Here is a 21,710-nt window from a genome sequence, read left to right on the forward strand (position 1 = left end):
TCAAAAATCGGCAGTATCAACAGGCTTGGAGGTTTGTATCCCTCTCGCCCCTGCCAGCCTCCAAAGACACTGCTGGTAATAAAAATTGTGAAGTTGAGCTTCAAAATAAAAAGCTATTGACTAGAAAAATGCGTTGATACGCCTGATTATTCCAGAACGGCTGCATATTGTCTAAGCAAATAAATCAACCGCCCGTGGTTGATTTCTGATGTGATACCTTCACCATCTAGGGATTAGGCATTCAGCAGTGGTTTTCAAAGCATGGTGGTAGAGAAGCCGACTGAGCCTGCTGTTAATCACTAGTTCACAAGATAGCTATAAAGAGAGAGTTTTTTTAATCTGCCTTAGTTTGTCCGGGATAAAATCCTAGAATTTACACTCTAATATCTTTACTTTTGCTCCCTGATTATCAGGGTAGTAGTGAACTAGTTTGTTCAATGCAGCGCCAGAAAATTTCTCTTGACCCCATTCTAACGCAACCTTGCCAAAAATCAATTCCCGCGATTTACCACAAGAGAGTAACTACTAGCAAGTTACTCTTTTGGGATTATACCGCTAAAATTAGTTGATTGCGATGAATGTGCAGAAGATGAAATTCTTCTTTACCAGCAATTGCTTCTAGCATAGATAGAATTTGTTCAGGACGCAACAGTACACCGTCGAGGCGACAGCTACCCACATAACGCAAAACGGCTGTAGACTCAGCTTCGCTGTTATTGGTTGAGACTAATTCCAACTCAAACAAACGTGAGCGCAGATTTACGATTTGGCTCTTACCAGATTTGGTTGTCTGTTCATAGAGGATTTCGTCTGTTGCTAGAATTGCTTCTATCCAGTTGTGCCATTGTATAGATGACACTTCCCCTACAACTGCTACTTTGATTACATACTCTGCCTTGTCTAGTATTTGGTTAGCGGCTGGGGATTTTAAATCTATCTGTGCCACACCATATATAGGTATGTCTTTGGGTAGTTCCGCAGTCAGTTTCTGCCTAAACGCATCTACCTCTGTTGGTATAGTTAATTCAAAATCCACTATCTCCCCACTGCTAGTGGCTCCCAAAGCTAAGGCGCTGGCTACAGCAATGCGAGGATTAGGATGAAAACCGCCAGTATAGGCAACTGGTAAACTCGCCCTTCTTACCACCCGGTCGAATAGACGCATTAAATCCAAGTGGCTAACTAAAGCCATGTCTCCTTGTTTCCCAAACCAAACTCGTAGGCGTTGAGTTTTGGTAGTGTTAGGCACAAATTCACCTGCAAATTGAGGAATTGCTGGCGGTTCAATGACGATATTGTGTCCGAAATCAGTGCCACATACGCCACAATGCGAACAACCTTCAAAAGAGCAGTCGGGGACAATTGCCGCTTCTAGAGCGCGTTGTAAGTCCTCTTGGAGCCACTTTTTATCGATGCCTGTATCTATATGATCCCAGGGGAGGGGAGTATCTAGGGATTGGGGACTGGGGACTGGGGACTGGGGATTGGGTAAAACTACTCCCTCATCTCCCTCATCTCCCTCATCTTCCCCAGCTACATGGAATAAATTCCACTCGCCGTTTTCTACTTGGCGATATTTCCAATCTAAACCGGCTTCGGCGATCGCACCTCCCCAGGCAGTAAAAGCTTTATCTAAGCTGTCGTACCATGAATCCATGCCTGCACCTAGTTCCCAGGCTCTACGTAATACTTTACCCAATGAGCGATCGCCTCTCCCAATGAAGTCTTCCATTGCCGAGATGCGGACATCGGTGAAGTTGACTTTTACCCCGCGTATCCGGCGAAATGCTTGACGCAGTAAGTTTTGCTTGCGTTTAAATTCTGCCGTCGCTACAGAATGCCATTGAAATGGGGTATGGGGTTTGGGTGTGAAGTTGGAAATTGTAATGTTGAAATTCAGGGGTCTTCTGCCTTTGGCTCTACATTCCCGTTGTAACCAACTTACTGTTTCTGCAATCCCTAAAACATCGGCCTCTGTTTCCCCTGGTAAGCCGATCATAAAATATAACTTGATTTTATCCCAGCCTTGTTCCCAGGCTGTCTTGACACCTCTTAATAATTCTTCGTTGGTTAATCCTTTGTTGACTATATCTCGCATCCTTTGAGTACCGGCTTCTGGGGCAAAGGTAATGCTGCCTTGCCTTGTACCACCCAGGATGTTGGCGATATTCTCATCAAATCTATCTACTCTCTGACTAGGGAGAGATAAGGAAATATTTTCATTTTTTAACCTATTCTTAATTTCCATCCCCACTGCTGGCAGGGATAGATAATCAGAACAACTCAGGGACAATAAGGAAAACTCATTATAACCAGTCGCCCGCATTCCCTGCTCGATGGCATCTACTACTTTCTCTGGTTCTACATCCCTAGCAGGACGGGTGAGCATTCCTGGTTGACAGAAGCGACAGCCACGAGTACATCCACGCCGAATTTCTATTGTCAAGCGATCGTGTACAGTTTCTACATATGGCACAAGCCCAATGGAATAGGCGGGTATGGGAGTAGCGACTCGCCGCAAAATTCGTTTGGGTACATCTGGGCGTAGAGGTTCTACAGCACCGCTTGCTGTCATCTGGTAAAATTGCGGCACATACAAGCCTGGTATTTGTGCCAAGTCTTGGAGTAAATCTTGGCGACTCAATCCGGCTTTTTTACCCTCTTCTAATATTAAGCCCATCTCTGGTAGGAGTTCTTCACCATCTCCCAAGGCGAAAAAGTCGAAGAAATCGGCGTAAGGTTCAGGATTTGATGTTGCTGTTTGTCCCCCAGCAAAAATTAGAGGGTAATTCCCTTGCAAGCGTTCTTGCCAAGTTAGGGGTATTCCCGCCAAATCCAACATTTCCAGAATGTTGGTGGCTCCCAATTCGTAACTGAGACTAAAACCTAAAATATCAAATTCGCCTAGCGATCGCTTGGACTCGACAGCAAATAGGGGAGTATTAGTCGCCCTGAGTTTTGCTGCTAAGTCTGTCCCAGGTAAATAGGCGCGATCGCATAATTGTCGCGGTTGGGCATTCAGGATGTTATATAGGATGATATGCCCTAAATTGGATGCTCCGACCTCATAAACTTCTGGATAAGTTAATACCCAGCGTATGGCGGCGGTATCCCAAGGTTTATGTACTGCTAGGCGTTCGTTACCTAAGTAACGCGCCGGCTTAAGAATATCCGGTGTGATTAAGTTTTCAAATGCAATAGCCACTGTGCTAACTTCGAGCTACTTTAATTACAGCTACTCACCTCCAACATTAGCATTGATTAGCTCTTTCAACAGTGTCTACAGCAGCAACTTAGGACTCCTTTACAGAGAGTTGCTCTCAACCCCTGTCATTTGTTAACATTAAGTAACATATCTATAAGAAAACTCTTATATTGCCAACTCTGCTTTGTGTTCAAAAATTTCAAAAACGCCGTCGAGTTGGGTTAGCTCAAAAATAATCCTGATAGCTGGGGAAACAGAGTAAAGTTGAAAACCCTTACCTAAGTTTTGAGCTAGTTTGAGCGCAGATACCAAAGCCATCAGTCCACAACTGTCTAAGGATTCAACATCGGCTAAATCCACATACAGGCTTGAGACATCCTCCTTTGTGAGAGTTGTAGTTAAGTCTCGTTCAAATTCCAAAGCATTAGTCGCATTCAGGCAACCATAAGGACGAATCACCTGAATATTCGGACTCTTCAGTACTGCTTGCATACAAAATCCTAATTAGAGTTACTGAATTGTGAAGCTTGAATTTATTTGAACATAAACTTTTTACCTTGACATCGACCATATGTCCTAACTCTCTTTGCTGAATCTTTATGTTTTTTGTGGGTATGTTTAAAGATTGTCCGAACTTCTTAAGCAATTGTGTCCATATATACTTTTTTTTCAGGAAGCTTAAAAAAAAATCATCATAGCAAGCCCGATAAAAAAATCATTATCGAAGATTCTGCTGGAAAGCTCCTATCATTTGTCAGAAAGAGTTATTGAGCTATCTGTTAAGTAGCTATTTAACTGCTGAAATCAGCATGGATCTTCATCTCTTACCAAGGGTCAAGCAAGGAAGTATCTACTTAGTTAAGTTGTGATCTAAATCACAAATATACGAACATTTGGATCACATTTTATACTTAACTCTATCTTAGATAATTAACTATTACTGAAAGTGGGTTTATACACCTATGAGAACTAGATATGCAATTCGGCAATTGGTAGAAAAAGCTTTGGATATTAAAAAGTTAACTCCAGAGATAGAGGACGAAATTAATTCTGAGTTAACTGCAATGGGTCACATCTCTGATGTTGATTACGAAGCTCTAGAATTGTTAATGGCAGAGATGGATGCTGGACGTATTCAGCTAGTCCCTAGCTTTGGCTTGGGATATTAAATCTCCTCGTTTTTGTAGCGGTTTTCTCTATAAAAACTTAATTTTTGCAACAATTAGTAACACTAAGATTCATAAAATTTTACATTTTTGGCAACAATCAAGCTTCAATCACCAGCAAAGTGTAATTACTCATAAATGGCTGTGGTGATTTAGCTCCCTAGTGTGGCGTAAACTGTGCTAATGAGCATCCACTATTTCCTTAGTCATAAGCCATCATGCAGTTTGCCAAACGTTTAGAAAAAATTCCTCCTTATTTGTTCGCTGAGATTAACCGTAAACGGGAAGCACTTATCGCCCAAGGAGTTGACATCATTAATATAGGAGTAGGTGATCCTGATAAGCCAACACCTGCTCATATTATCCAAGCGTTGCATGAGGCCATTGAAGACCCTTCTACCCACAACTATCCACCCTATGAAGGTACGCAAGAATTTCGCGAAGCAGCCGTTAAGTGGATGAAACGGCGGTTTGGGGTGGATAGTTTAAATCCAAATACAGAAGTTATCTCATCTATTGGTTCCAAAGAAGCAATACACAATACTTTCTTGGCGTTTGTGGAAGCAGGCGACTACACATTGATACCAGATCCTGGTTATCCTGTGTATCGCACTTCTACAATTTTTGCTGGGGGCGAACCTTTTGTGATGCCTCTAAAGGCAGAAAATAAATTTTTACCTGATTTAAATATTATTCCTGAAGAAATCGCCCGTAAAGCCAAATTATTATGGATTAATTACCCCAACAATCCCACCGGAGCTATAGCAACGCTAGAATTTTTGTCAGAATTAGTGGCTTTTTGTCAACAATATAATATTTTGTTATGCCATGACCATGCTTATTCGGAAATGGCATACGATGGCTACAAACCGCCTAGTATCTTGCAAATTCCTGGTGCTAAAGATATTGGCATTGAGTTCCACAGTTTGTCAAAATCCTATAACATGACAGGCTGGCGAATTGGCTTTGCAGTGGGAAATGCCCATGCTATTAAGGGATTGAGTCAAGTAAAAACGAATATTGATTCTGGTGTATTTAAAGCCATTCAAAAAGCAGCGATCGCAGCCTACGCCACCGATGAAGTAGAACTACAAGCCCTGATGTCAGTTTACCAAAATCGCCGCGACATCATCGTCAAAGGCTTGCAATCTTTAGGATGGCCTATCGAACCACCCAAAGCAACGCTTTATGTATGGGTTCCCGTACCTCCTGGCTACACCTCAACAGAATTTGCAAATCTACTACTAGATAAATGTGGTATCGTCGTTCCCCCAGGCATTGGCTACGGTGCATCAGGAGAAGGTTATTTTAGAATAGCCCTCACCATATCCGACGAACGTTTACATGAAGCCATTCAACGAATGCGCGATGCGGGAATTAGGTTTAGTTAGTTGACAGTTGACAGTTGACAGGTGACAGGTGACAGTTATCAGTTATCAGTTATCAGTTATCAGTTGACAGGTGACAGGTGACAGGTGACAGGTGAGAGTTACTATTCTCCCTCATCTCCCTATTCCCCTCCTCTTAGGGGTTAGGGGTGGGTTACTCCCACATCTCCCACATCTCCCACATCTTCCACATCTCCCCCCACTCCCACATCTCCCTCATCTCATCTCCCCCACTCCCTACTCTTCCTGATATGCTTGCCAAACTTGCCCAATAAACTGATGCAGTTGCTGTTTAGCGGCTGGGTCTGGTTCTGATTTGGGTTCTTTAACTAAAATCTGTCCCAGAAGGGTGATGACTTCTGTATCTAGAGCGTGGCGAAATAGGTGAATAGGCCACAGTAGGTCAGATCCATCTCTCAAATCAGTTATGATTGACTGTTCTTCGGCGTGAGTGACCAGCAGTAAAGGGCGTACCCAGCATAATTGACGGGAAACCACAACTTGAATCACTTCTGCATACAAATTCCGCTCACCATGCTCTAAAGACACAATTTGTCCAGGTTGAAAGTCGAGACTCATGTCCTTAAATTTGCAGATTGCTTTTCTCTTTATTTTATAAAGCAAACTACCTACGCTCCCGCAAGCGGTGAGCGTAGGCTTTTAAGTAGCCCTGAACTGTCTGTACTGAGATTACAACACAAACAGTTCGAGCCTCTGGGCGAGTTTACAAGATTCACCCCCTTCGGGTTCGCAGTTGCCTGCGGAGGGAAACCCTCCCGCAGCACTGTCTCACCAATAGCAGCAATATTCTTTGCTCCATTAAAATCAGCATCACCACTCCAAGAGCAAGCCTCATTAGTGCATTTGAAACGTTTATCAGAGCGCAGTCCAATATGTAGGCATTGATGGCAAGTAAGACTAGTCCAAGCTGGAGGAACAGCAATTACTTCTACTCCAAATTGGATACCTTTATATTCCAAAAAAGAACGCAATTGGAAAAAAGACCAAGAATTAGAACGCCTACGTTCTGTTTTACTTCTTGGTTTTTGATTGGTTCTTTCACGAATACCTGTCAAGTCTTCAATTGCTACTACTGCATGATTTTTTAATGCGGACTGAATAATGGACTTGCTAATTTTGTGGTTTAGCCATTGCTGATATCTTCTCTCCCTGCCCGACAACCGTTTCAAGATATTTCTAGCTCTACGTCTAGTCGATCTTGTGCCTTTCGTAGCTTTTTTCTGGAGAGAACTTCTCACTCTGGAAAACTTGTCTCTAACATTGTTGATTTGCTTTCCATCCCACTTATCCCCATTGCTAGTTACAGCAATGTCTCTGCGACCAAAATCGACACCAATCACTTTATTAGATTTGATTGGTGTTGGGGAATCGTCTTTAATTTGAATGTGGATATAGTAGTTACCATCACGATGTTTACATAACTGTGCTGATGTCGGTTTTCTACCTTTTAATTTACCTCTTTGATAATTACCAGCATCAATCTTGATGTGTTCCCTACCGTTCATTAAAGTCAAACTAACAGTCCAGTCTTTCTCTCTAAATGAGAAAATTCTCGCATCATAATCAGCCGATGTTGGTTTAAATGTTTTAACTGGCTTGTCTTTAAGTTTTGCAGTTTTGCGATTAGCCCCAACTCTGGCGCAAGCACGAACAGCTAAATTTGCACTTAACCCAAACAAAGCACTAATCTCGTTGTAAACCAGATTTTGAATAGTCATCTTACTGGTTATCTGAGGTTTAACTTTCTGATTGGCGTAGTTACACGCATCAGCAAAAGCCCTTAATACCAGTTCGATTTCTTCTACCTGTTTTTTAGAGGGGTTGAGTTTGCAAACTAGCGTCAGCACTTGTTCCATTAGGCGCAACCTAATCACCCGTGAATATAATACATCAAAATAGTCGTGTTGTATCAAAAATGTATTTGGCAAAAACGAGGGCTGCCTCTCTCCCTGTCAAGCCTGCGGTTTGATTTGGTCAAGAGGCGTTACCCTTCGGGAAGCAAGCTACGTTTTTGCCCCGCAATTCCTCAAGGGCGCTGACCCTATCGGGTTCAGTGTGAGCCTCCTTGCGGCAATAGGTGAATATGAGGTATTATGATAAAAATATACTGTAAAAATTTTGCAGTATACTCGGTAATTTGGTTTTGCCGAAACACAAATAATGGCAAGAAAATTTTTCATGCCATAGATTTATGTTGAAAATGTTATAGAATGAGTAGATAACTGTTATGCGATCGCCTAACAGATGATCTGTTGTAGTAATTACCAAAACTAAGAGCAAGAGCTGTGTCAGTCGAAACCATTGAGAAGCGTTCCACATCCCGCAAGCTCGCGCCTCGGTATCGCGTTTTGCTCCATAACGACAACTACAACTCTATGGAGTATGTGGTGCAAGTGCTAATGACCACCGTGCCGAGCCTTACCCAGCCCCAAGCAGTCAGCATCATGATGGAAGCCCACACCAATGGGCTAGCCTTAGTCATTACCTGCGCTCAAGAACACGCAGAATTTTACTGCGAAACCCTCAAAACTCACGGTCTAAGTAGCACAATAGAACCTGATGAATAAGCTATGGCGCTATTAAGTTACCCAATCATAAGGTTTGCTGACAGTTGACGGTTAAATGTTAACTGTCAACAACCAACCAAAGAAGATGTACAAATTAGATAGATTTGAGATATTAGCCCAGCGTCCTGCCCCCATTAGGCTGGGTTATTTTATATTCGCTTTACTATTATTATGGTTGCCCTTAGCTGCACCAATTTACTTATTAGTACGTGATGCTAATTTAGCCAGTATCTTGACAATAGTATTGTTATATGGAGATTTTATTTTTCTGCTCAGGCTATGGGGTAAAAAAGTCTATCAGCAACCGCACATACTTTGGCATTATGGCTTACAGTTCACAAGGCGTAACGGTGTAGAACTGCTGTGTGGCTTGGCTTTGGGTTTAGTTAACATTCTCATTTTATTTGGGATAGAAGGTGCTTTGGGTTGGCTAAGATGGCAACAACCCACAATCTTTATACTCAAGATAATTTTGGAAGGCTTTTTCGTCGGTTTAGGTGTGGGGTTTGCGGAAGAATTATTATTTCGCGGTTGGTTATTGAATGAGTTGGAACGAGATTACAGTCCTACCTGGGCATTATGGATAGATGCAGTTACCTTTGCCGCATTACACTTTATTAAACCATTAGAAGCGATTATTCATACCCTACCCCAATTTCCAGCTTTGGTATTGTTGGGGTTAACGCAGGTATGGGGTAAGCGCTGGCGTAGGGGACGTTTGGGTTTACCAATTGGCTTACACGGTGGCTTAGTGTGGGGATATTACATAATTAATGTGGGAGGATTAATTCAATATTCTGGACAAGTTCCTGACTGGGTGACAGGAGTGAATAATAATCCTTTGCAAGGAGTAATGGGGGTAATGTTTATGGCTGTACTTGCATTGTGGATGCAAAAACAGAGCTTGAAAGTACCTCGTTAACGCACCTTTTTCATAAAGAAGGATTGAAAATTTCTGGCGATCGCTATACACTTGAGAAATACCATTGCTCAATCTGTTGCCGCACAGATTGAGCGGAAATATGCAAAGCTTTGATTTCACTTTCACTAAGATTTAATTCTAAGATACTTTCAATTCCGCTTAATCCTAGCCTACAAGGAACACCAATCACCACATCATCTAAACCATATTCACCTTGCAGATATGCAGCTACAGGTAATAGGCGCGACTGATTCAACAAAATCGATTCTACCATCACACTTGTAGCCGATGCAGGGGCAAAAAATGCACCACCAGTCTGAATTAACTTGACAATTTCCGCGCCACCATTACGGGTTCTTTCTACCAAGCGTTCGATTGTCGCTGGATCTAACAATTCTGTGATGGGGACACCGTTAACTGTGGCGTAACCAGACAAGGGAACCATCAAATCTCCGTGGCTTCCCAACACCATCGCCTTGACATCCGCAGGTAATACCCCTAATTCTAAAGCAATAAAAGTTGCAAACCTAGCTGAGTCTAACACCCCAGCCATACCCATGATGCGATCGCGCTTGATACCTGTAGCTTGCCAAGCTAAATAAGTCATCACATCTAAAGGATTGGTGACTACGATAAAAATAGCATGAGGGGAGTAGGCGATCGCTTGCTTTGCTGCTTCAACAACAATTTTGGCATTAACCTTCAGCAAATCATCCCGACTCATTCCTGGCTTGCGCGGAAACCCGGCTGTCATCACCACAATTTGCGAATTAGATGTGTCAGCATAATTATTTGTGCCGATAATCTGACGATTATGCAGTTCTAAACCCCTAGCTTCTAATAAATCTAGTGCTAATCCTTGAGGCATACCCTCAACAATATCTAATAACACCACATCAGCCAGATTTTTTTCAGCAATTCTTTGAGCTAAAGTGCTACCAACCCTACCAGCACCGATAATAGCGACACGGGGTAGAGGAAGAGGAATTGGGGAGTCAAGGGGAGTAGACATAAATTTGGGTAGAACTGCATCTTCACACCCACCTTAACAACTCAGATTCATTTGTGATTTGTAATTCGTAATTTGTAATTCATGATGGCGTGAGTCAGCTAAAACCTATACCCCACTCCCCACTCCCTATTCCCCACTTTAATAGGACTTACGCATGAAAACGAAAAATCAAGGGTTTGGACAAGGGTATAGGGGTATAGGGGTGTAGGGGGGTAAGCCTTCAAAACCTACACCCTTACACCCTTACACCCTTACACCCAGTCTTAACAAATAACATTGGTGCGTAAGTCCTGTTTAAAATGATTCTAGCTGATCCAACCGTAACCAAATATTCGGTGTTGGTACTTGTCCAAACATTACCAGCGCGTAATCACCTTTGATATCTACAACTTCACCCTTAGTTTCAAACAAGTAAGCAGGAAAGCGAGTATCACTGGCTTTTGCTTCTACACTATTTTCCAGCTTCTCGCGGACAGCGCGAACCATATCTCCTTTTTTAACTGGCATAAGTCCCCTCTATTTTTTTACATTGCTTCATAGAGGATTTTAGCTTGCAGCCGAGTACAAAAGTTCATCTTACTTGGGGTTTAATGGGTATAGCAGGGGATAGGGGATAGGGGACAGGGGACAGCCATACAAACCTTGTATTGTCGAGGTTTTATGATTGGTTTCCGTCCTAATCTATCTAACGACAGCTATATCAATATTTTCAATAGAAACAATCATGTTTCCCCTAAACCCCTATCTTTGGCACTTTAGGCAAAAATGACTCGATCTTCCACCTAACTTAATGCGTTGAATGACATCGCCACAAACTTTACATGGTTCTCCCGCACGGTTGTATACCCAGGCGACACCACCATAATTACCATTCACGCCCTGAACATTGAGGAAATTACTAAAAGTTGTACCTCCAGCCTCAATACTGGTTTCTAGCACTTGAATAATCGCCTGTCGCAACAGTTCAATTTGCTTTGGCTTGACATCTGTACACAAAGTTTCTGGTAACACACCACTTTTAAACAGCGCTTCATCAGCGTAGATATTACCTAACCCCGCTACAACCGACTGATCTAATAGCGCTGTTTTGATAGGACGACGACGATTGTGCAGCTTATCAGCCAGATATTCAACAGTAAACTCAGGTGAAAAGGGATCTACGGCAAGTTTACCTAAACCAGTAATCACGCTTTCAACAGCCATTTCTGGGGGAACCCACCACATCTGACCGAAAGTTCGCTGATCAACAAACCGCAATTCCTGCTGATCCTCAAAAAATATTCTCACCCTTGTATGTTTGTGTAAAGGTTCCCCTTGGTTTAGCCAGAGTAATTGACCAGTCATCCTCAGATGCACACCCAGCCAACCGACGGGAGACAGTTCAGCCAGGAGATACTTACCGCGACGATGCCAAGAATTAATAGCACTTCCGGTAATACCGTTAACAAATTCACCGACAGAAAAAGGGTGGGCAATGGTGCGATGAAGCAACACATCTCCACCCGTAATTTTTTGGTTCAGGGTCAGTTGATTTAAACCCCGTCGGACTGTTTCAACTTCAGGCAATTCAGGCATTTAAGCTGATTAAGCAAGCAATGGGAATATTTTTGGGAAATCAAAAACGAGAAAGGGTTATAGACACCCTAAATTTTGGTTGCACTACTCCCTGGAAACCGTAAATACCCGCATGGCGGTCTTCAGACGGTAGGGTAGGCTGGGATGAAGAATGAAAAATTAAATATTTCAGACTTCGTATCTATAATTTGACCTTTCTCTCCATCATCCCATTAAATAATCCCTTTGAAGCTGGGCTACTTATTTTTTAGCAGCCTTAGCCTTGGGTGCTTCAACTTCGATTAATTCATCTACCGCAAAGTTGTTGGTGTTGACACCCGCGTAGTTGACTTTATCAAAGCGGACAATTACTGGGTATTTGATGCCACTTTGGTCAACAGAAGCCACAGTTCCGACATCTTGGAACCAGTAGGATTCTGGGCGGAGAACACGTACTTTAGAACCACGTTGAACCATGAGTATCTTCCCTTTTAGTTATCAATCGCCAAATATATAGGGCTATTTGTTTTCACTCTACATCTTGAAGGTCATTACTAGAGGTTTTGTTAAGTTATTTGTCAATAGTCAATAGTCAACAGTCAATAGTCAATAGTCCATAGTCCATAGTCCATAGTCCATAGTCCATAGTCAAAAGTCCATAGTTATTCTCCCTCATCTCCCTCATCTCCCTATTCCCCTCCTGGGAGGGGTTAGGGGTGGGTTACTCCCTCATCTCCCCCAATCCCCAGTCCCCAGTCCCCAATCCCTAATAGGGGGTCACACCCCCCTTGACGGAGGTTCAGCGATCGCATAACTTCGTTCGCAAATACTTCTTTAGAAAAAAATTATGTTTTGCTTAAAACAAACACGCTACCCTCGTTACCCCTGCCAATCCGCAAATCTTGATCTAGGTAGGTGATATCTAGCCATCCCTGTTGGGTATCACCTTTTATAGGTACATCTAGGGCTGTGAATTTTTTACCGGCTTCAATTTGTTGGATAAAATCTTCAGGGGAACTGTACCCAATTAATCGTTGTACCCCGACGATGGAACGTTTAAATGTTACTTGGACTCGTCGTTCGGAAACTGGCACAAATTTAGCAGCTACACTAACTAATCCTTCGAGATAAGGTAAGCCGTAAATCTCTGCTATGTTGTAAACGCTGGTAGTTTCTACCCGAATACATTGATAAATTTGTCCCAGTTTATATACAGGAACGCGATCTAGGTTCAAAAGAGCTTTACTTGTGGTATAAAGTAATCGCCAATTGCCTTCTAGTAAGTCGGCGGCTTCTACAGGACGCGCTGTAGGATTGAGGTCTTCTAATGCGGCGATCGCTTCTGAGATAGACTGTTTTTGCTGTTCACTGGCTAACAAACCGCGATTTGTGCCAGCGATCGCATTTAATAAAGCTGTTTTTTCTGACATCACCCATTCCCTCAATAATCATCACAATTAAACTCACATTAAATCGATATTAATGTCTTATATATGGAGGTAGAAAATAACTCAGAATCTATTCCTAATTGGTTTATCTTTATTAAAGAAATTATTTTTATCAACTTGCGGATTTATTTGCCTAAGAGTTGAAGAAATAACTAAATTCTCCCGTCTCAAGTGATAGACTGCTTAATGTCTAGTTACAATAAGATTTTTCTGCATTCATCGATATGTTGAACTCTCCTTTACGTGAAGAACCTCGTAATCAACGCGCTGCTGTCATCCCCCTAAAGCAAGAATCTTCTCTATTAGATTGGTTGCAAGCTAATGGTCGTCTGATTGCGCGTGACGTTCATGAACCTGATTTCTCTGATGAAGAAGAGGAAATTTCCGAGTTCCTTGGCGGCGAAGATGGCATTGACTACTTGGATGATGATGATGACGATATCACCATAGATGAAGATTAGTCTTTTGAGACAGGGATTTTGTAACACAGAGTCCTTATAATTCAATGTATTTAAGTGTGGAGTGAAGGGAAACATTTGTGGACGCTAAACTATCGCCTAATCAAGGATTAAACATTTCTGGTATAGGTCTAGCTTCTTCCCTAGCCACCGGGCTAGGCATAGTAGCTATAATTTTGGATTGGTTGGCAAACAGAACACCTTGGCAAAGTACATCACTTACCTTGCCATTGTTACTGTGCGCTATCACCTCAGCAGTTGCAGGTAACTTTGTTATACCTGTACTGCAAGCCCTCAAAACTGGGCAAATCATTCGTGAAGATGGCCCTCAAGCCCATTTGAAAAAAGCCGGTACTCCCACAATGGGCGGGATATTTTTTATTCCCGTAGCTGTGGTGGCTGCTTGTATATTGTCTAACTTTGCGACAGAAGTCCTCGCTGTCTCCGCCCTCACCCTCAGCTATGGGTTGATTGGTTGGATTGACGATTGGCAAATTCTCCGCCGCAAATCAAACAAGGGAATCTCCCCTCGGATGAAACTGGCTTTGCAAATCGGTTTTGCGGCAGCCTTCTGTGTATGGTTAATGTTTAATCAACCTGCTAATATTACTAGTATTGCTTTACCCTGGGTGAGCTTTGCCATACCCTTGGGTTTATTATTCTGGCCTTTGGCTGGCTTTGTCCTCGTGGCAGAGAGTAATGCAACTAATTTAACTGATGGTATTGATGGTTTGGCTGGCGGAACTGTAGCGATCGCCTTACTCGCATTAGGTGCTATAGTTGCCCCAACAGCCCCCGGATTAATGATTTTCTGTGCAGCCTTAAGCGGTAGTTGCTTGGGTTTCTTAGCCCACAACCGCAACCCAGCTAGAGTATTCATGGGTGATACAGGTTCCCTCGCCTTGGGCGGCGCTTTAGCAGCTGTGGCTTTGTTGAGTAACAGTTTGGTAGCCTTGTTTATCCTCAGTGGTATTTTCTTTGTAGAAACCCTGTCTGTGATGGCACAGGTAACTTACTACAAAGCAACTAAAGGCCCCGATGGTAAAGGTAAGCGTTTATTCAAAATGGCTCCTTTACACCACCACCTAGAATTATCAGGCTGGTCAGAATTGCAAGTAGTGGGTACATTTTATGCGATCGCTGCCATCTTAGCTGGTTTTTGTTTGGCGATCGCCTCCGGTGGAGCCTAGCCCATCGCACCATTCTAACTATTCCTGACAATTTATCATCAAAATCAGCCAACCCCCTGTATATGCAGAGGGTTATTTTTTTAGTGCTGAGTAGAAAGTAGGGACTGGGTATTGGGGACTGGGTATTCTGACAGGTGTAGGTTTTTTATTGGTGTTCCAAAAACCTTGGTTTGGGGTGTAAGGGTGTAGGGTGTAGGGGTGGATGAAACAATGATTTTCTCCTTAGTTTTATAGTCCTTACTCACTCCTATATTAAAAACCTACACTTGTGAGGACTGGGTATTGGGGACTGGGGACTGGGGACTGGGGACAAGGAATAATTAATTACTACCTCATCTCCCTCATCTCCCCTAACCCCTCCTGGGAGGGGTTAGGGGTGGGTTACTCGCTCATTCAAACGGAATATATCTGATAAATGTTGTAGTCATAGAAGCAATAAACTAACTACTGCATTTAATTAGGAAGCAATGAAGACACAAATTTCGTCAATATTTGTAGCTGGACTTACTACAACTTTAATGCTGAGTAATCCCAGCAACGCTAACACAACAAGCCAATCTTTTGATAATAATTTTTTAATTTCTCAAGCGACTAACAGAGGCGGTGAAGAATTAATTGTTAATGGTACAGAACCATTTTGGAGCATCACAATTAGCCGGAAAGGAATAGTCTACTCCACTCCAGAGTCTCGTCAAAACTTTCCTTATGTTACACCCATAGCAGCATCAGGACGACCAGCAGATTTAGTTAGGGTTTATCGTTTGAGAGCCAGCAACAACGTAACCAGCACACTAGTAATCAGAAAAGGTTCCTGTAGTGATGGTATGTCTGATATCAAATATCCCTACTCCGCCGTATACATTTCCGGTAATAGGGTCTTAGAAGGTTGTGCTAGAGCAAAATAATGTAATCTTCGTTTGTTGTGGGATTTTGTCATCTAGATGATAACAATCCAACCTCTAGCCGATAAAATCTTTATGGCAAGCACCTTAAGCGCCTGTCCCCTGTCCCCTGTCCCCTGTCTCCTGCTGTTTTTGAAATTTGGTAATAGGTCATAGGTAATTCACAAGAAAACCTTACTAATTACCTATTCCCCATCACCGTTTTCAATAGATAACTAGCAACTTACATCTATCTTTAGAAGTAGCGCATTTCCCAAAATCTCCGCCATTTTGGCGCTTGACCATTGCAAATAATATGCTATGATCATCTGCGTGATTGAGCAAATAGCCTCTACTACTGGCTTTTTAGCAGGCTTTAGTAGTAATCAGGTTGTGGCTCTGTCTTAAGAAAGTTTGAAGCATCGTATAAGTAGCGGCTAGCTTCCTCCTCTAAACGATGAATCAGATAAGGTTCAATAACGTTACTGTGTCGCAGTGCGGCTAGATACCCGTCCAAATACATCCGCATTTCTTCCGTGCGATAACCGCGATTCCACAACTCGACGAAGGCGTCGGTAATTCGTTGGTAATAGCGGATTGTTTGTGTGTCTTGGAGCATAACTGCTGATTGATCTCTTTGGAATGAGAATTGTAAATGATTCAGGCTGAAATGTGAAGGGTGATTTCTGCTTCAATTTCAGATGCAATTCTGTTTGGTCACTTGTGATGCTTTCTCCAGCAGCTACAATACAGTTAGATTTTATTCCAGAAAACTTGTAATTAGTATCAGTCGTTAGGGTATTTTTATACTTTTGGTAAATAATGGCTTAACTGGGTGACAAAGATGCAGCCTTTGACTGAATTACAAGCAGGTTTAGGGAAATATAAATCTACTACGTCTTTGTGCTGATGCTGTATCAGCACATGGCTTGATTCTAAAGGTTAAATCAATTAGCTAAAACAACTTTAAAGAAAGTATAACAAAAATTTAAGAATAATATCAATTAAAGGCTAGGCAAGGCATAAACTCTACATTTTGCAAACATCAGTTATAGAAAAACGTAAAGGTAAATGCACCTGGAGTAACAAAGACTACAAAACCTTGAGCATGGGCTTGTTACTTTGAAATTCATCGACGCTAAGGGGTCTTGCCGCCGTGGGTTCGGTTTGTATTGAAATCGTTGAGGGGAATCCCCATCTAAGGTCGTTGCTGGGTTGGCACTTGCAACAATTGGAATATCGTGTCCATCAAGCCGCCAGCATATATCAAGCAAGGGAAGCCTTCTTGAGCCATCAGCCAACGCTAGTCATTTTGGATGCTGATTTACCAGATGGTGACGGTATTGAATTTTGCCGTTGGCTGCATCGTCAGCAACAGCCGCTAATTCTCATGTTATCCGCCCGGACTAATGAGGCGGATATTGTTGCTGGTTTGAAAGCAGGAGCTGATGATTACTTGAGCAAACCTTTTGGGATGCAAGAGTTCTTAGCTAGGGTAGAGGCACTAATTCGCCGTAAGCGTACACCTACCGCACCTGCATATCTGGATTATGGGACGTTGCAAATTGATTTAGTCCAGCGCCGTGTAAGATTCCAAGGGGAGTTTATCGACCTCACCCCGCAGGAATTTAGTTTACTGTACGTTTTGGCGCAAGCTGGGGGAGTACCTCTAAGCCGCTCTGAATTGCTGCGTCGCGCTTGGCCTGATGCGATTGATAATCCCCGTACTATTGACACTCATGTTTTATCTTTACGCAAGAAGGTAGAACTTGATCCCCGCCAACCCAGCCTCATTCAAACTATCCGTAATGTTGGATACCGATTTAACATGGAAATTTTGAATGCTAATGTTCCACAAACACAAGCAAAGTTAACAAAAGAGAGATTTAGCAATCCACGCACAACGCTGAGTGGGCAGAGAGTTTAGAGGAGATGAGGGAGTAACCCACCCCTAACCCCTCCCAAGAGGGGAAAAAGGAGCAGAGGAGCAGGAGAGGAAAATTAATCATAACTGCTAACTGTCAACTGTCAATTGTCAACTGATAACTGATAACTGATAACTGACTCAGTTCCATTCTTCATTGGCTTGGTTTTCGGCCTGCATCAACCTTTGTTGCAAGTCTATCCAGTCAATTTCCGAAGCTGCTTGATTGACTAATAAACATCCTTGGTGTATATACAAAAGCCGATTACAAAACATCTTGGCTAAGTCTAGCTGGCTGTTTACCATCACAACTGTAGTTTGATGAGTTTGAGTTAGCTGGGTTAAGGCTTGCATGAGGTGGGAGGCTATACCAATATCTAAATTAGAGGTTGGCTCGTCCAACAGGAGGATTTTTGGTTGAATGACTAAAGCACGGGCGATCGCTACGAGCTGTCTTTGTCCTACTGAAAGTTGTAATTCTGTGCGTTCCAACCAATCATGAGGAATTTGCAGTTGTTCTGTCCAATGACTGACTCGCTGCTGAATTGTTTCTTTGGGCAAACCGCGCAAAACTAAAGGATAAGCTAAGGCTTGCTGGACTGTCATCCCCAGCAACTTTGGCTCTTGTAATACTAGTGTCACTACCTGACGTAACTGAGTCACCGGGATTTGGTGATATTCTTGATTTTCTAGAAAAATTTTGCCGCTAGTGGGTTCAGCTAGACGGTTGATTAGACGTAACAGGGAAGTTTTACCAGCGCCAGAGGGGCCGATAATTGCCAAGCGATCGCCAGCAGAAACCGCAAAAGAGATATCCTGCAATATGGGGTATCCCTGAAGCTGGGTTTTGGTCTTGGCATACAGATTAACTTGTTCTAGCTGTAATTGAGGTGTCATTAGTCATTGGTCATTGGTCATTAGTCCATAGTTTGCTTAAAGGGGGAAGGGGAAGAGGGAAAGGGGGAAGGGGGAAAGGGGAAAGGCTAAAGACTGTCTCCTCATCTCCCCAGTCCCCAGTCCCCAGTCCCTAATACCCCATTCCTACTGCTGTGGCGATCGTCCAAGCATCAACTAAAAGGAGTAATCCTGTAAATCCCAATAAAATTAAATACATCCACGGTTGCGCCAAAGGGCGGACATCTGTAGTGTCTATCCCTGTTTTAGTTTGCACGATATTTACCAAACGGGCAAATCCAGCTACCCGCATTGGGAGCAAGTAAGCTTTGCCATCTTGACTGAGAAAATAATAAACCAGACCGCCTTGACCAGTGGAGCGGGGCTTTATCTGTTTTACTTCTTTCCAAGGTAAAGTCCAACCTTTGCGGAAGAATTTAGGAACCCAAGCTGGGTAAGTTACCTGTATTCCTTGCTCATCTACAACTACTCGTTCCGTCAGCACTGCATACAAGCCAACGAAACCGATGCTAATACCCACCCATAACAAAGCGGGGGGTGTGGGTGCTTTTGTCACCTCTGCTAAGAAAGGTAAGGGGACTGTGAGTGCTATGTACAGACTTAATAGGGTAATCCGAATTAAGGGAGATAACCGGAAAACTGAAGTTGAGTTATCGACTAAATTTGCTGTCACGGCTTAATCAGGCTGATAGGCTTTTAAATTTAGTCTAACTGGGAAGTGGGGACTGGGGGCGGTTGTGAAAGCGATCGCCCTCTACAAAGCATCGGGTAAAGGTATGATATTGATAGCCTCCTGTGCGATCGCCGCATAGCTAATACCAATTCAAAAAATATTTGCAACACATCAATTATCTGTAGGGGCGCACAGCTGTGCATTGGTGTCAACTTAAGTCAGGGCGAATGTAATTCGACGTGAGTTCAACAAGCGTTGTTTTGACCTCTCCCCCAACCCCTCTCCTACGAGGAGAGGGGAGTAAGACGTTGATTTTTTTCGTTTCTCCTCCCTCTCCTCAAAGGCGCTATCCATTACCCGGATCTATCTCAACATGATGGAAAAAGTTTTATTTTTTATTAGTAGTTAGTAGTTTTATGACGGATTCACCTACCCTGCTGGAAAAATATATTGAACAACGAAACCAAGGATACTGGATTAAGAGTAGTCGTATCTCTCTTGATTCAGTCGTTTATGCTTTTTTAAATGGTGATTCCCCAGAAAATATTGCACAAAACTTTCCTTTACTCTCATTAGAGCAAGTTTATGGTGCAATTGCATTTTATCTTGCTAACAAAGAGCAAGTTGATGTTTACCTAAAAGAAAGTGAAGTAGAGTTTGAAAAATTACAACATTCTTTAAGAGACAAAAATCCACTTCTCTATCAAAAATTGAAAGCCGCTCAAGCCCAGAAACGAGCTTAATCTCTTTATGGTAAATATTTTTGTACTACAATCCAACCAGTGAGTGATACCCAAGCGAAACCCGCGAACAACACCATATTTGTAGTAATATGTAAAGTCCTTGCCCAAGGTTTCTTAGCACTAATTTGTGTGGCGCTGAAAGCAGATAACAGAACCAAGAGGACTACAATAATCCCAGCCCACAAGTGCGAGGAGTGACCTAAAGAGCCAAAATGCCCCAAAGTGCCAATAATTCCAATCGCCAGTAGCAGCAAGACTAAACTCACCATGCTGATACCCATGATTAAGTGTAGGGTGATCAGTTGCGATCGCCGAAGGCGGGGCGTAGCCCATCGCTCAAAACCAGAAATGGACAGCGAACTTCTCATTCGCCACATTAAAAAGCCGGTGACTGCTAGCAGCAAATAAGCCATGAGCGATAATCCCATCGACCATGCTGCAATTTTCCACAGCCAAAGAAATGAAGGTAGGTGCATAAATATTTATTGTAGTGGGGATTGGGGATTGGGGATTGGGGATTGGGGACTGGGGACTGGGGATTGGGGAGATGAGAAGACAGTCTTTCCCCTTTCCCCCTTCCCCCTTCCCCCACTCCCTTTTTACCTAAATGTTGTGATAATTGATAACGGGGGTGATTATGTAGAATAGGAGGCGGCTTTGGCAAAAGTACGTGTAGGTGTAGTTGGTACAGGGTATGCGGCGAAATTAAGGGTAGAAGCTTTTTTACAAGATGAGCGATCGCATTTAGTCGCTATAGCTGGTAATACACCAGAAAGAACTCAGGCTTTTGCTCAAGATTACCAAACTGAGGCGATAACTGGGTGGCAACAGTTAGTAGAGCGCGAAGATATAGATTTGGTCGTCATTTGTACAATTAATCGGGATCATGGTGCGATCGCTCGTGCTGCACTCACTGCTGGTAAACACGTTATTGTAGAATATCCCCTATCTGTAGATGTCAACGAAGCAGAAGAATTAATTGCCCTAGCCAAAACACAAAAAAAATTACTCCACGTCGAACACATCGAACTTTTAGGCGGCTTACATCAAGCCTTAAAGCAAAACCTAGATAAAGTAGGTGATCTGTTTTATGTCCGCTACAGCACCATTAACCCCCAAAACCCTGCCCCCCGCAAGTGGACTTATAACCATGAAATGTTTGGCTTTCCCTTAATTGGTGCGCTTTCCCGCCTCCATCGGTTGACAGATTTGTTTGGTGAAGTTTTCACTGTTAACTGTCATCAAAGGTATTGGGAAATAGAAGATGATTATTACCAGACCTGTCTTTGCATGACTCAACTGTGCTTTACTAGTGGATTATTAGCCCAAGTAATCTACGGCAAAGGTGAAAGTTTGTGGCAGCCAGAACGGAAGTTTGAAGTTCATGGTGACAACGGCGGTTTAATCTTTGATGGGGATACAGGGTTGTTTATTCAAACAGGGGAAAGCACACCTATAGAGGTAGGTACTCGTCGGGGTTTATTTGCTAAAGACACAAGTATGGTGTTAGATCATCTTTTTGATGGCACTCCTTTGTATGTCACCCCAGAGAAAAGCTTATACACTCTCAAAGTGGCTGATGCTGCTCAAAGAGCTGCACAGGCAGGGATAACAATATTTTTGACAGATACGTTAAATTAGAT

At 42.8% G+C, this 21,710-nt stretch carries 24 protein-coding genes; 10 read left to right on the top strand and 14 right to left on the bottom strand.

Features of this window, described 5'->3' with window-relative positions; genetic code table 11:
• Window positions 1-547: 547 nt before the first annotated feature.
• Complete coding sequence (locus H6G83_RS23675) at window positions 548-3,205, bottom strand: TIGR03960 family B12-binding radical SAM protein (RefSeq protein ID WP_190476439.1); 2,658 nt, start codon at window positions 3,203-3,205, stop codon at window positions 548-550.
• Between the two features lie 165 nt (window positions 3,206-3,370).
• On the bottom strand, window positions 3,371-3,697 hold the full coding sequence (locus H6G83_RS23680) for an STAS domain-containing protein (protein ID WP_190476441.1): 327 nt from the start codon (window positions 3,695-3,697) through the stop codon (window positions 3,371-3,373).
• A 470-nt stretch (window positions 3,698-4,167) separates the two neighbouring features.
• On the opposite strand from H6G83_RS23680, the gene H6G83_RS23685 reads away from it, so the two are divergent.
• Entirely contained in the window at window positions 4,168-4,374 is a 207-nt protein-coding gene (locus tag H6G83_RS23685) for a hypothetical protein (RefSeq protein WP_190476442.1), read from the top strand.
• A gap of 215 nt (window positions 4,375-4,589) precedes the next feature.
• A complete protein-coding gene (locus H6G83_RS23690) occupies window positions 4,590-5,762 on the top strand; it encodes a pyridoxal phosphate-dependent aminotransferase (protein WP_190476444.1) in 1,173 nt (390 codons plus the stop codon).
• Window positions 5,763-5,996: 234 nt separating this feature from the next.
• On the opposite strand, the gene H6G83_RS23695 is transcribed toward H6G83_RS23690, so the two are convergent.
• Window positions 5,997-6,338, bottom strand: a complete 342-nt coding sequence (locus tag H6G83_RS23695; RefSeq protein ID WP_190476447.1) for a hypothetical protein — start codon at window positions 6,336-6,338, stop codon at window positions 5,997-5,999.
• Between the two features lie 50 nt (window positions 6,339-6,388).
• Window positions 6,389-7,636, bottom strand: a complete 1,248-nt coding sequence (locus tag H6G83_RS23700; protein WP_190476450.1) for an RNA-guided endonuclease InsQ/TnpB family protein — start codon at window positions 7,634-7,636, stop codon at window positions 6,389-6,391.
• Between the two features lie 429 nt (window positions 7,637-8,065).
• Between H6G83_RS23700 and clpS the strand changes: the two genes are divergently transcribed.
• Together clpS and H6G83_RS23710 are read left to right on the top strand one after the other, a co-directional pair.
• On the top strand, window positions 8,066-8,347 hold the full coding sequence (clpS, locus tag H6G83_RS23705) for an ATP-dependent Clp protease adapter ClpS (RefSeq protein ID WP_190476452.1): 282 nt from the start codon (window positions 8,066-8,068) through the stop codon (window positions 8,345-8,347).
• A gap of 85 nt (window positions 8,348-8,432) precedes the next feature.
• Window positions 8,433-9,269, top strand: a complete 837-nt coding sequence (locus H6G83_RS23710) for a CPBP family intramembrane glutamic endopeptidase (RefSeq protein ID WP_190476454.1) — start codon at window positions 8,433-8,435, stop codon at window positions 9,267-9,269.
• Between the two features lie 43 nt (window positions 9,270-9,312).
• Here the strand turns inward: H6G83_RS23710 and mdh are convergent, their stop codons facing one another.
• The 5 genes from mdh to H6G83_RS23735 form a co-directional block, all read right to left on the bottom strand.
• A complete protein-coding gene (gene mdh / locus H6G83_RS23715; RefSeq protein WP_190476456.1) occupies window positions 9,313-10,281 on the bottom strand; it encodes a malate dehydrogenase in 969 nt (322 codons plus the stop codon).
• A gap of 294 nt (window positions 10,282-10,575) precedes the next feature.
• The gene (gene ndhO / locus H6G83_RS23720; protein ID WP_190476457.1) at window positions 10,576-10,788 is read right to left on the bottom strand and encodes an NAD(P)H-quinone oxidoreductase subunit O; all 213 of its coding nucleotides are present in this window, start codon (window positions 10,786-10,788) and stop codon (window positions 10,576-10,578) included.
• Window positions 10,789-11,022: 234 nt separating this feature from the next.
• Window positions 11,023-11,856, bottom strand: coding sequence for a DNA-formamidopyrimidine glycosylase (locus tag H6G83_RS23725; RefSeq protein WP_190476458.1), 834 nt, complete (start codon window positions 11,854-11,856; stop codon window positions 11,023-11,025).
• A 240-nt stretch (window positions 11,857-12,096) separates the two neighbouring features.
• Window positions 12,097-12,312: a photosystem I reaction center subunit IV gene (locus tag H6G83_RS23730; RefSeq protein ID WP_190476460.1), complete on the bottom strand. Its 216-nt coding sequence runs from the start codon at window positions 12,310-12,312 to the stop codon at window positions 12,097-12,099.
• Between the two features lie 368 nt (window positions 12,313-12,680).
• Complete coding sequence (locus tag H6G83_RS23735) at window positions 12,681-13,265, bottom strand: PAP/fibrillin family protein (RefSeq protein WP_190476462.1); 585 nt, start codon at window positions 13,263-13,265, stop codon at window positions 12,681-12,683.
• A gap of 242 nt (window positions 13,266-13,507) precedes the next feature.
• Between H6G83_RS23735 and H6G83_RS23740 the strand changes: the two genes are divergently transcribed.
• The 3 genes from H6G83_RS23740 (at window position 13,508) to H6G83_RS23750 (ending at window position 15,836) form a co-directional block, all read left to right on the top strand.
• Window positions 13,508-13,744 (top strand): DUF3134 domain-containing protein, encoded by a 237-nt coding sequence (locus H6G83_RS23740; RefSeq protein WP_190476464.1) that lies wholly within the window; start codon window positions 13,508-13,510, stop codon window positions 13,742-13,744.
• A 77-nt stretch (window positions 13,745-13,821) separates the two neighbouring features.
• Window positions 13,822-14,931, top strand: a complete 1,110-nt coding sequence (gene mraY, locus H6G83_RS23745) for a phospho-N-acetylmuramoyl-pentapeptide-transferase (RefSeq protein ID WP_190476466.1) — start codon at window positions 13,822-13,824, stop codon at window positions 14,929-14,931.
• A gap of 467 nt (window positions 14,932-15,398) precedes the next feature.
• A complete protein-coding gene (locus H6G83_RS23750; protein WP_190476468.1) occupies window positions 15,399-15,836 on the top strand; it encodes a COG3650 family protein in 438 nt (145 codons plus the stop codon).
• Window positions 15,837-16,188: 352 nt separating this feature from the next.
• Here H6G83_RS23750 and H6G83_RS23755 read toward each other — a convergent pair whose 3' ends face one another.
• Complete coding sequence (locus H6G83_RS23755; protein ID WP_190476470.1) at window positions 16,189-16,431, bottom strand: DUF6761 family protein; 243 nt, start codon at window positions 16,429-16,431, stop codon at window positions 16,189-16,191.
• 537 nt (window positions 16,432-16,968) lie between these two features.
• Between H6G83_RS23755 and H6G83_RS23760 the strand changes: the two genes are divergently transcribed.
• Window positions 16,969-17,739 carry a response regulator transcription factor gene (locus tag H6G83_RS23760; protein WP_190476472.1) on the top strand — a complete coding sequence of 257 codons (771 nt, stop codon included), beginning with the start codon at window positions 16,969-16,971 and terminating at the stop codon, window positions 17,737-17,739.
• A 138-nt stretch (window positions 17,740-17,877) separates the two neighbouring features.
• On the opposite strand, the gene H6G83_RS23765 is transcribed toward H6G83_RS23760, so the two are convergent.
• From H6G83_RS23765 to H6G83_RS23775, 3 genes are all read right to left on the bottom strand, one after another.
• Entirely contained in the window at window positions 17,878-18,633 is a 756-nt protein-coding gene (locus H6G83_RS23765) for an ABC transporter ATP-binding protein (protein ID WP_190476474.1), read from the bottom strand.
• Between the two features lie 130 nt (window positions 18,634-18,763).
• Entirely contained in the window at window positions 18,764-19,324 is a 561-nt protein-coding gene (locus H6G83_RS23770; protein WP_190476476.1) for a hypothetical protein, read from the bottom strand.
• A 29-nt stretch (window positions 19,325-19,353) separates the two neighbouring features.
• Window positions 19,354-19,527 carry a hypothetical protein gene (locus H6G83_RS23775; protein WP_190476478.1) on the bottom strand — a complete coding sequence of 58 codons (174 nt, stop codon included), beginning with the start codon at window positions 19,525-19,527 and terminating at the stop codon, window positions 19,354-19,356.
• Between the two features lie 213 nt (window positions 19,528-19,740).
• Here H6G83_RS23775 and H6G83_RS23780 point away from each other — a divergent pair, with 213 nt between their 5' ends.
• Window positions 19,741-20,067, top strand: a complete 327-nt coding sequence (locus tag H6G83_RS23780; protein ID WP_190476480.1) for a DUF433 domain-containing protein — start codon at window positions 19,741-19,743, stop codon at window positions 20,065-20,067.
• A gap of 5 nt (window positions 20,068-20,072) precedes the next feature.
• Here the strand turns inward: H6G83_RS23780 and H6G83_RS23785 are convergent, their stop codons facing one another.
• Window positions 20,073-20,543: a DUF4079 domain-containing protein gene (locus H6G83_RS23785; RefSeq protein WP_190476482.1), complete on the bottom strand. Its 471-nt coding sequence runs from the start codon at window positions 20,541-20,543 to the stop codon at window positions 20,073-20,075.
• Window positions 20,544-20,724: 181 nt separating this feature from the next.
• Here H6G83_RS23785 and H6G83_RS23790 point away from each other — a divergent pair, with 181 nt between their 5' ends.
• A complete protein-coding gene (locus H6G83_RS23790) occupies window positions 20,725-21,708 on the top strand; it encodes a Gfo/Idh/MocA family protein (protein WP_190476484.1) in 984 nt (327 codons plus the stop codon).
• The last annotated feature ends 2 nt before the right edge of the window (window positions 21,709-21,710 follow it).

Origin of the sequence: Anabaena azotica FACHB-119, assembly GCF_014697625.1 — a bacterium.
Lineage (GTDB): Bacteria > Cyanobacteriota > Cyanobacteriia > Cyanobacteriales > Nostocaceae > Trichormus > Trichormus azoticus_A.

Coding starts and splice junctions, on each gene's coding strand:
- H6G83_RS23735 (WP_190476462.1), bottom strand. CDS start 13,265: ATGTCAGAAAAAACAGCTTTATTAAATGCGATCGCTGGCACAAATCGC.
- H6G83_RS23750 (WP_190476468.1), top strand. CDS start 15,399: ATGAAGACACAAATTTCGTCAATATTTGTAGCTGGACTTACTACAACT.
- H6G83_RS23740 (WP_190476464.1), top strand. CDS start 13,508: ATGTTGAACTCTCCTTTACGTGAAGAACCTCGTAATCAACGCGCTGCT.
- H6G83_RS23780 (WP_190476480.1), top strand. CDS start 19,741: ATGACGGATTCACCTACCCTGCTGGAAAAATATATTGAACAACGAAAC.
- H6G83_RS23725 (WP_190476458.1), bottom strand. CDS start 11,856: ATGCCTGAATTGCCTGAAGTTGAAACAGTCCGACGGGGTTTAAATCAA.
- H6G83_RS23755 (WP_190476470.1), bottom strand. CDS start 16,431: ATGCTCCAAGACACACAAACAATCCGCTATTACCAACGAATTACCGAC.
- H6G83_RS23710 (WP_190476454.1), top strand. CDS start 8,433: ATGTACAAATTAGATAGATTTGAGATATTAGCCCAGCGTCCTGCCCCC.
- H6G83_RS23785 (WP_190476482.1), bottom strand. CDS start 20,543: ATGCACCTACCTTCATTTCTTTGGCTGTGGAAAATTGCAGCATGGTCG.
- H6G83_RS23700 (WP_190476450.1), bottom strand. CDS start 7,636: ATGGAACAAGTGCTGACGCTAGTTTGCAAACTCAACCCCTCTAAAAAA.
- ndhO (WP_190476457.1), bottom strand. CDS start 10,788: ATGCCAGTTAAAAAAGGAGATATGGTTCGCGCTGTCCGCGAGAAGCTG.
- H6G83_RS23730 (WP_190476460.1), bottom strand. CDS start 12,312: ATGGTTCAACGTGGTTCTAAAGTACGTGTTCTCCGCCCAGAATCCTAC.
- mdh (WP_190476456.1), bottom strand. CDS start 10,281: ATGTCTACTCCCCTTGACTCCCCAATTCCTCTTCCTCTACCCCGTGTC.
- H6G83_RS23690 (WP_190476444.1), top strand. CDS start 4,590: ATGCAGTTTGCCAAACGTTTAGAAAAAATTCCTCCTTATTTGTTCGCT.
- H6G83_RS23695 (WP_190476447.1), bottom strand. CDS start 6,338: ATGAGTCTCGACTTTCAACCTGGACAAATTGTGTCTTTAGAGCATGGT.
- H6G83_RS23775 (WP_190476478.1), bottom strand. CDS start 19,527: ATGCACAGCTGTGCGCCCCTACAGATAATTGATGTGTTGCAAATATTT.
- H6G83_RS23685 (WP_190476442.1), top strand. CDS start 4,168: ATGAGAACTAGATATGCAATTCGGCAATTGGTAGAAAAAGCTTTGGAT.
- H6G83_RS23680 (WP_190476441.1), bottom strand. CDS start 3,697: ATGCAAGCAGTACTGAAGAGTCCGAATATTCAGGTGATTCGTCCTTAT.
- H6G83_RS23765 (WP_190476474.1), bottom strand. CDS start 18,633: ATGACACCTCAATTACAGCTAGAACAAGTTAATCTGTATGCCAAGACC.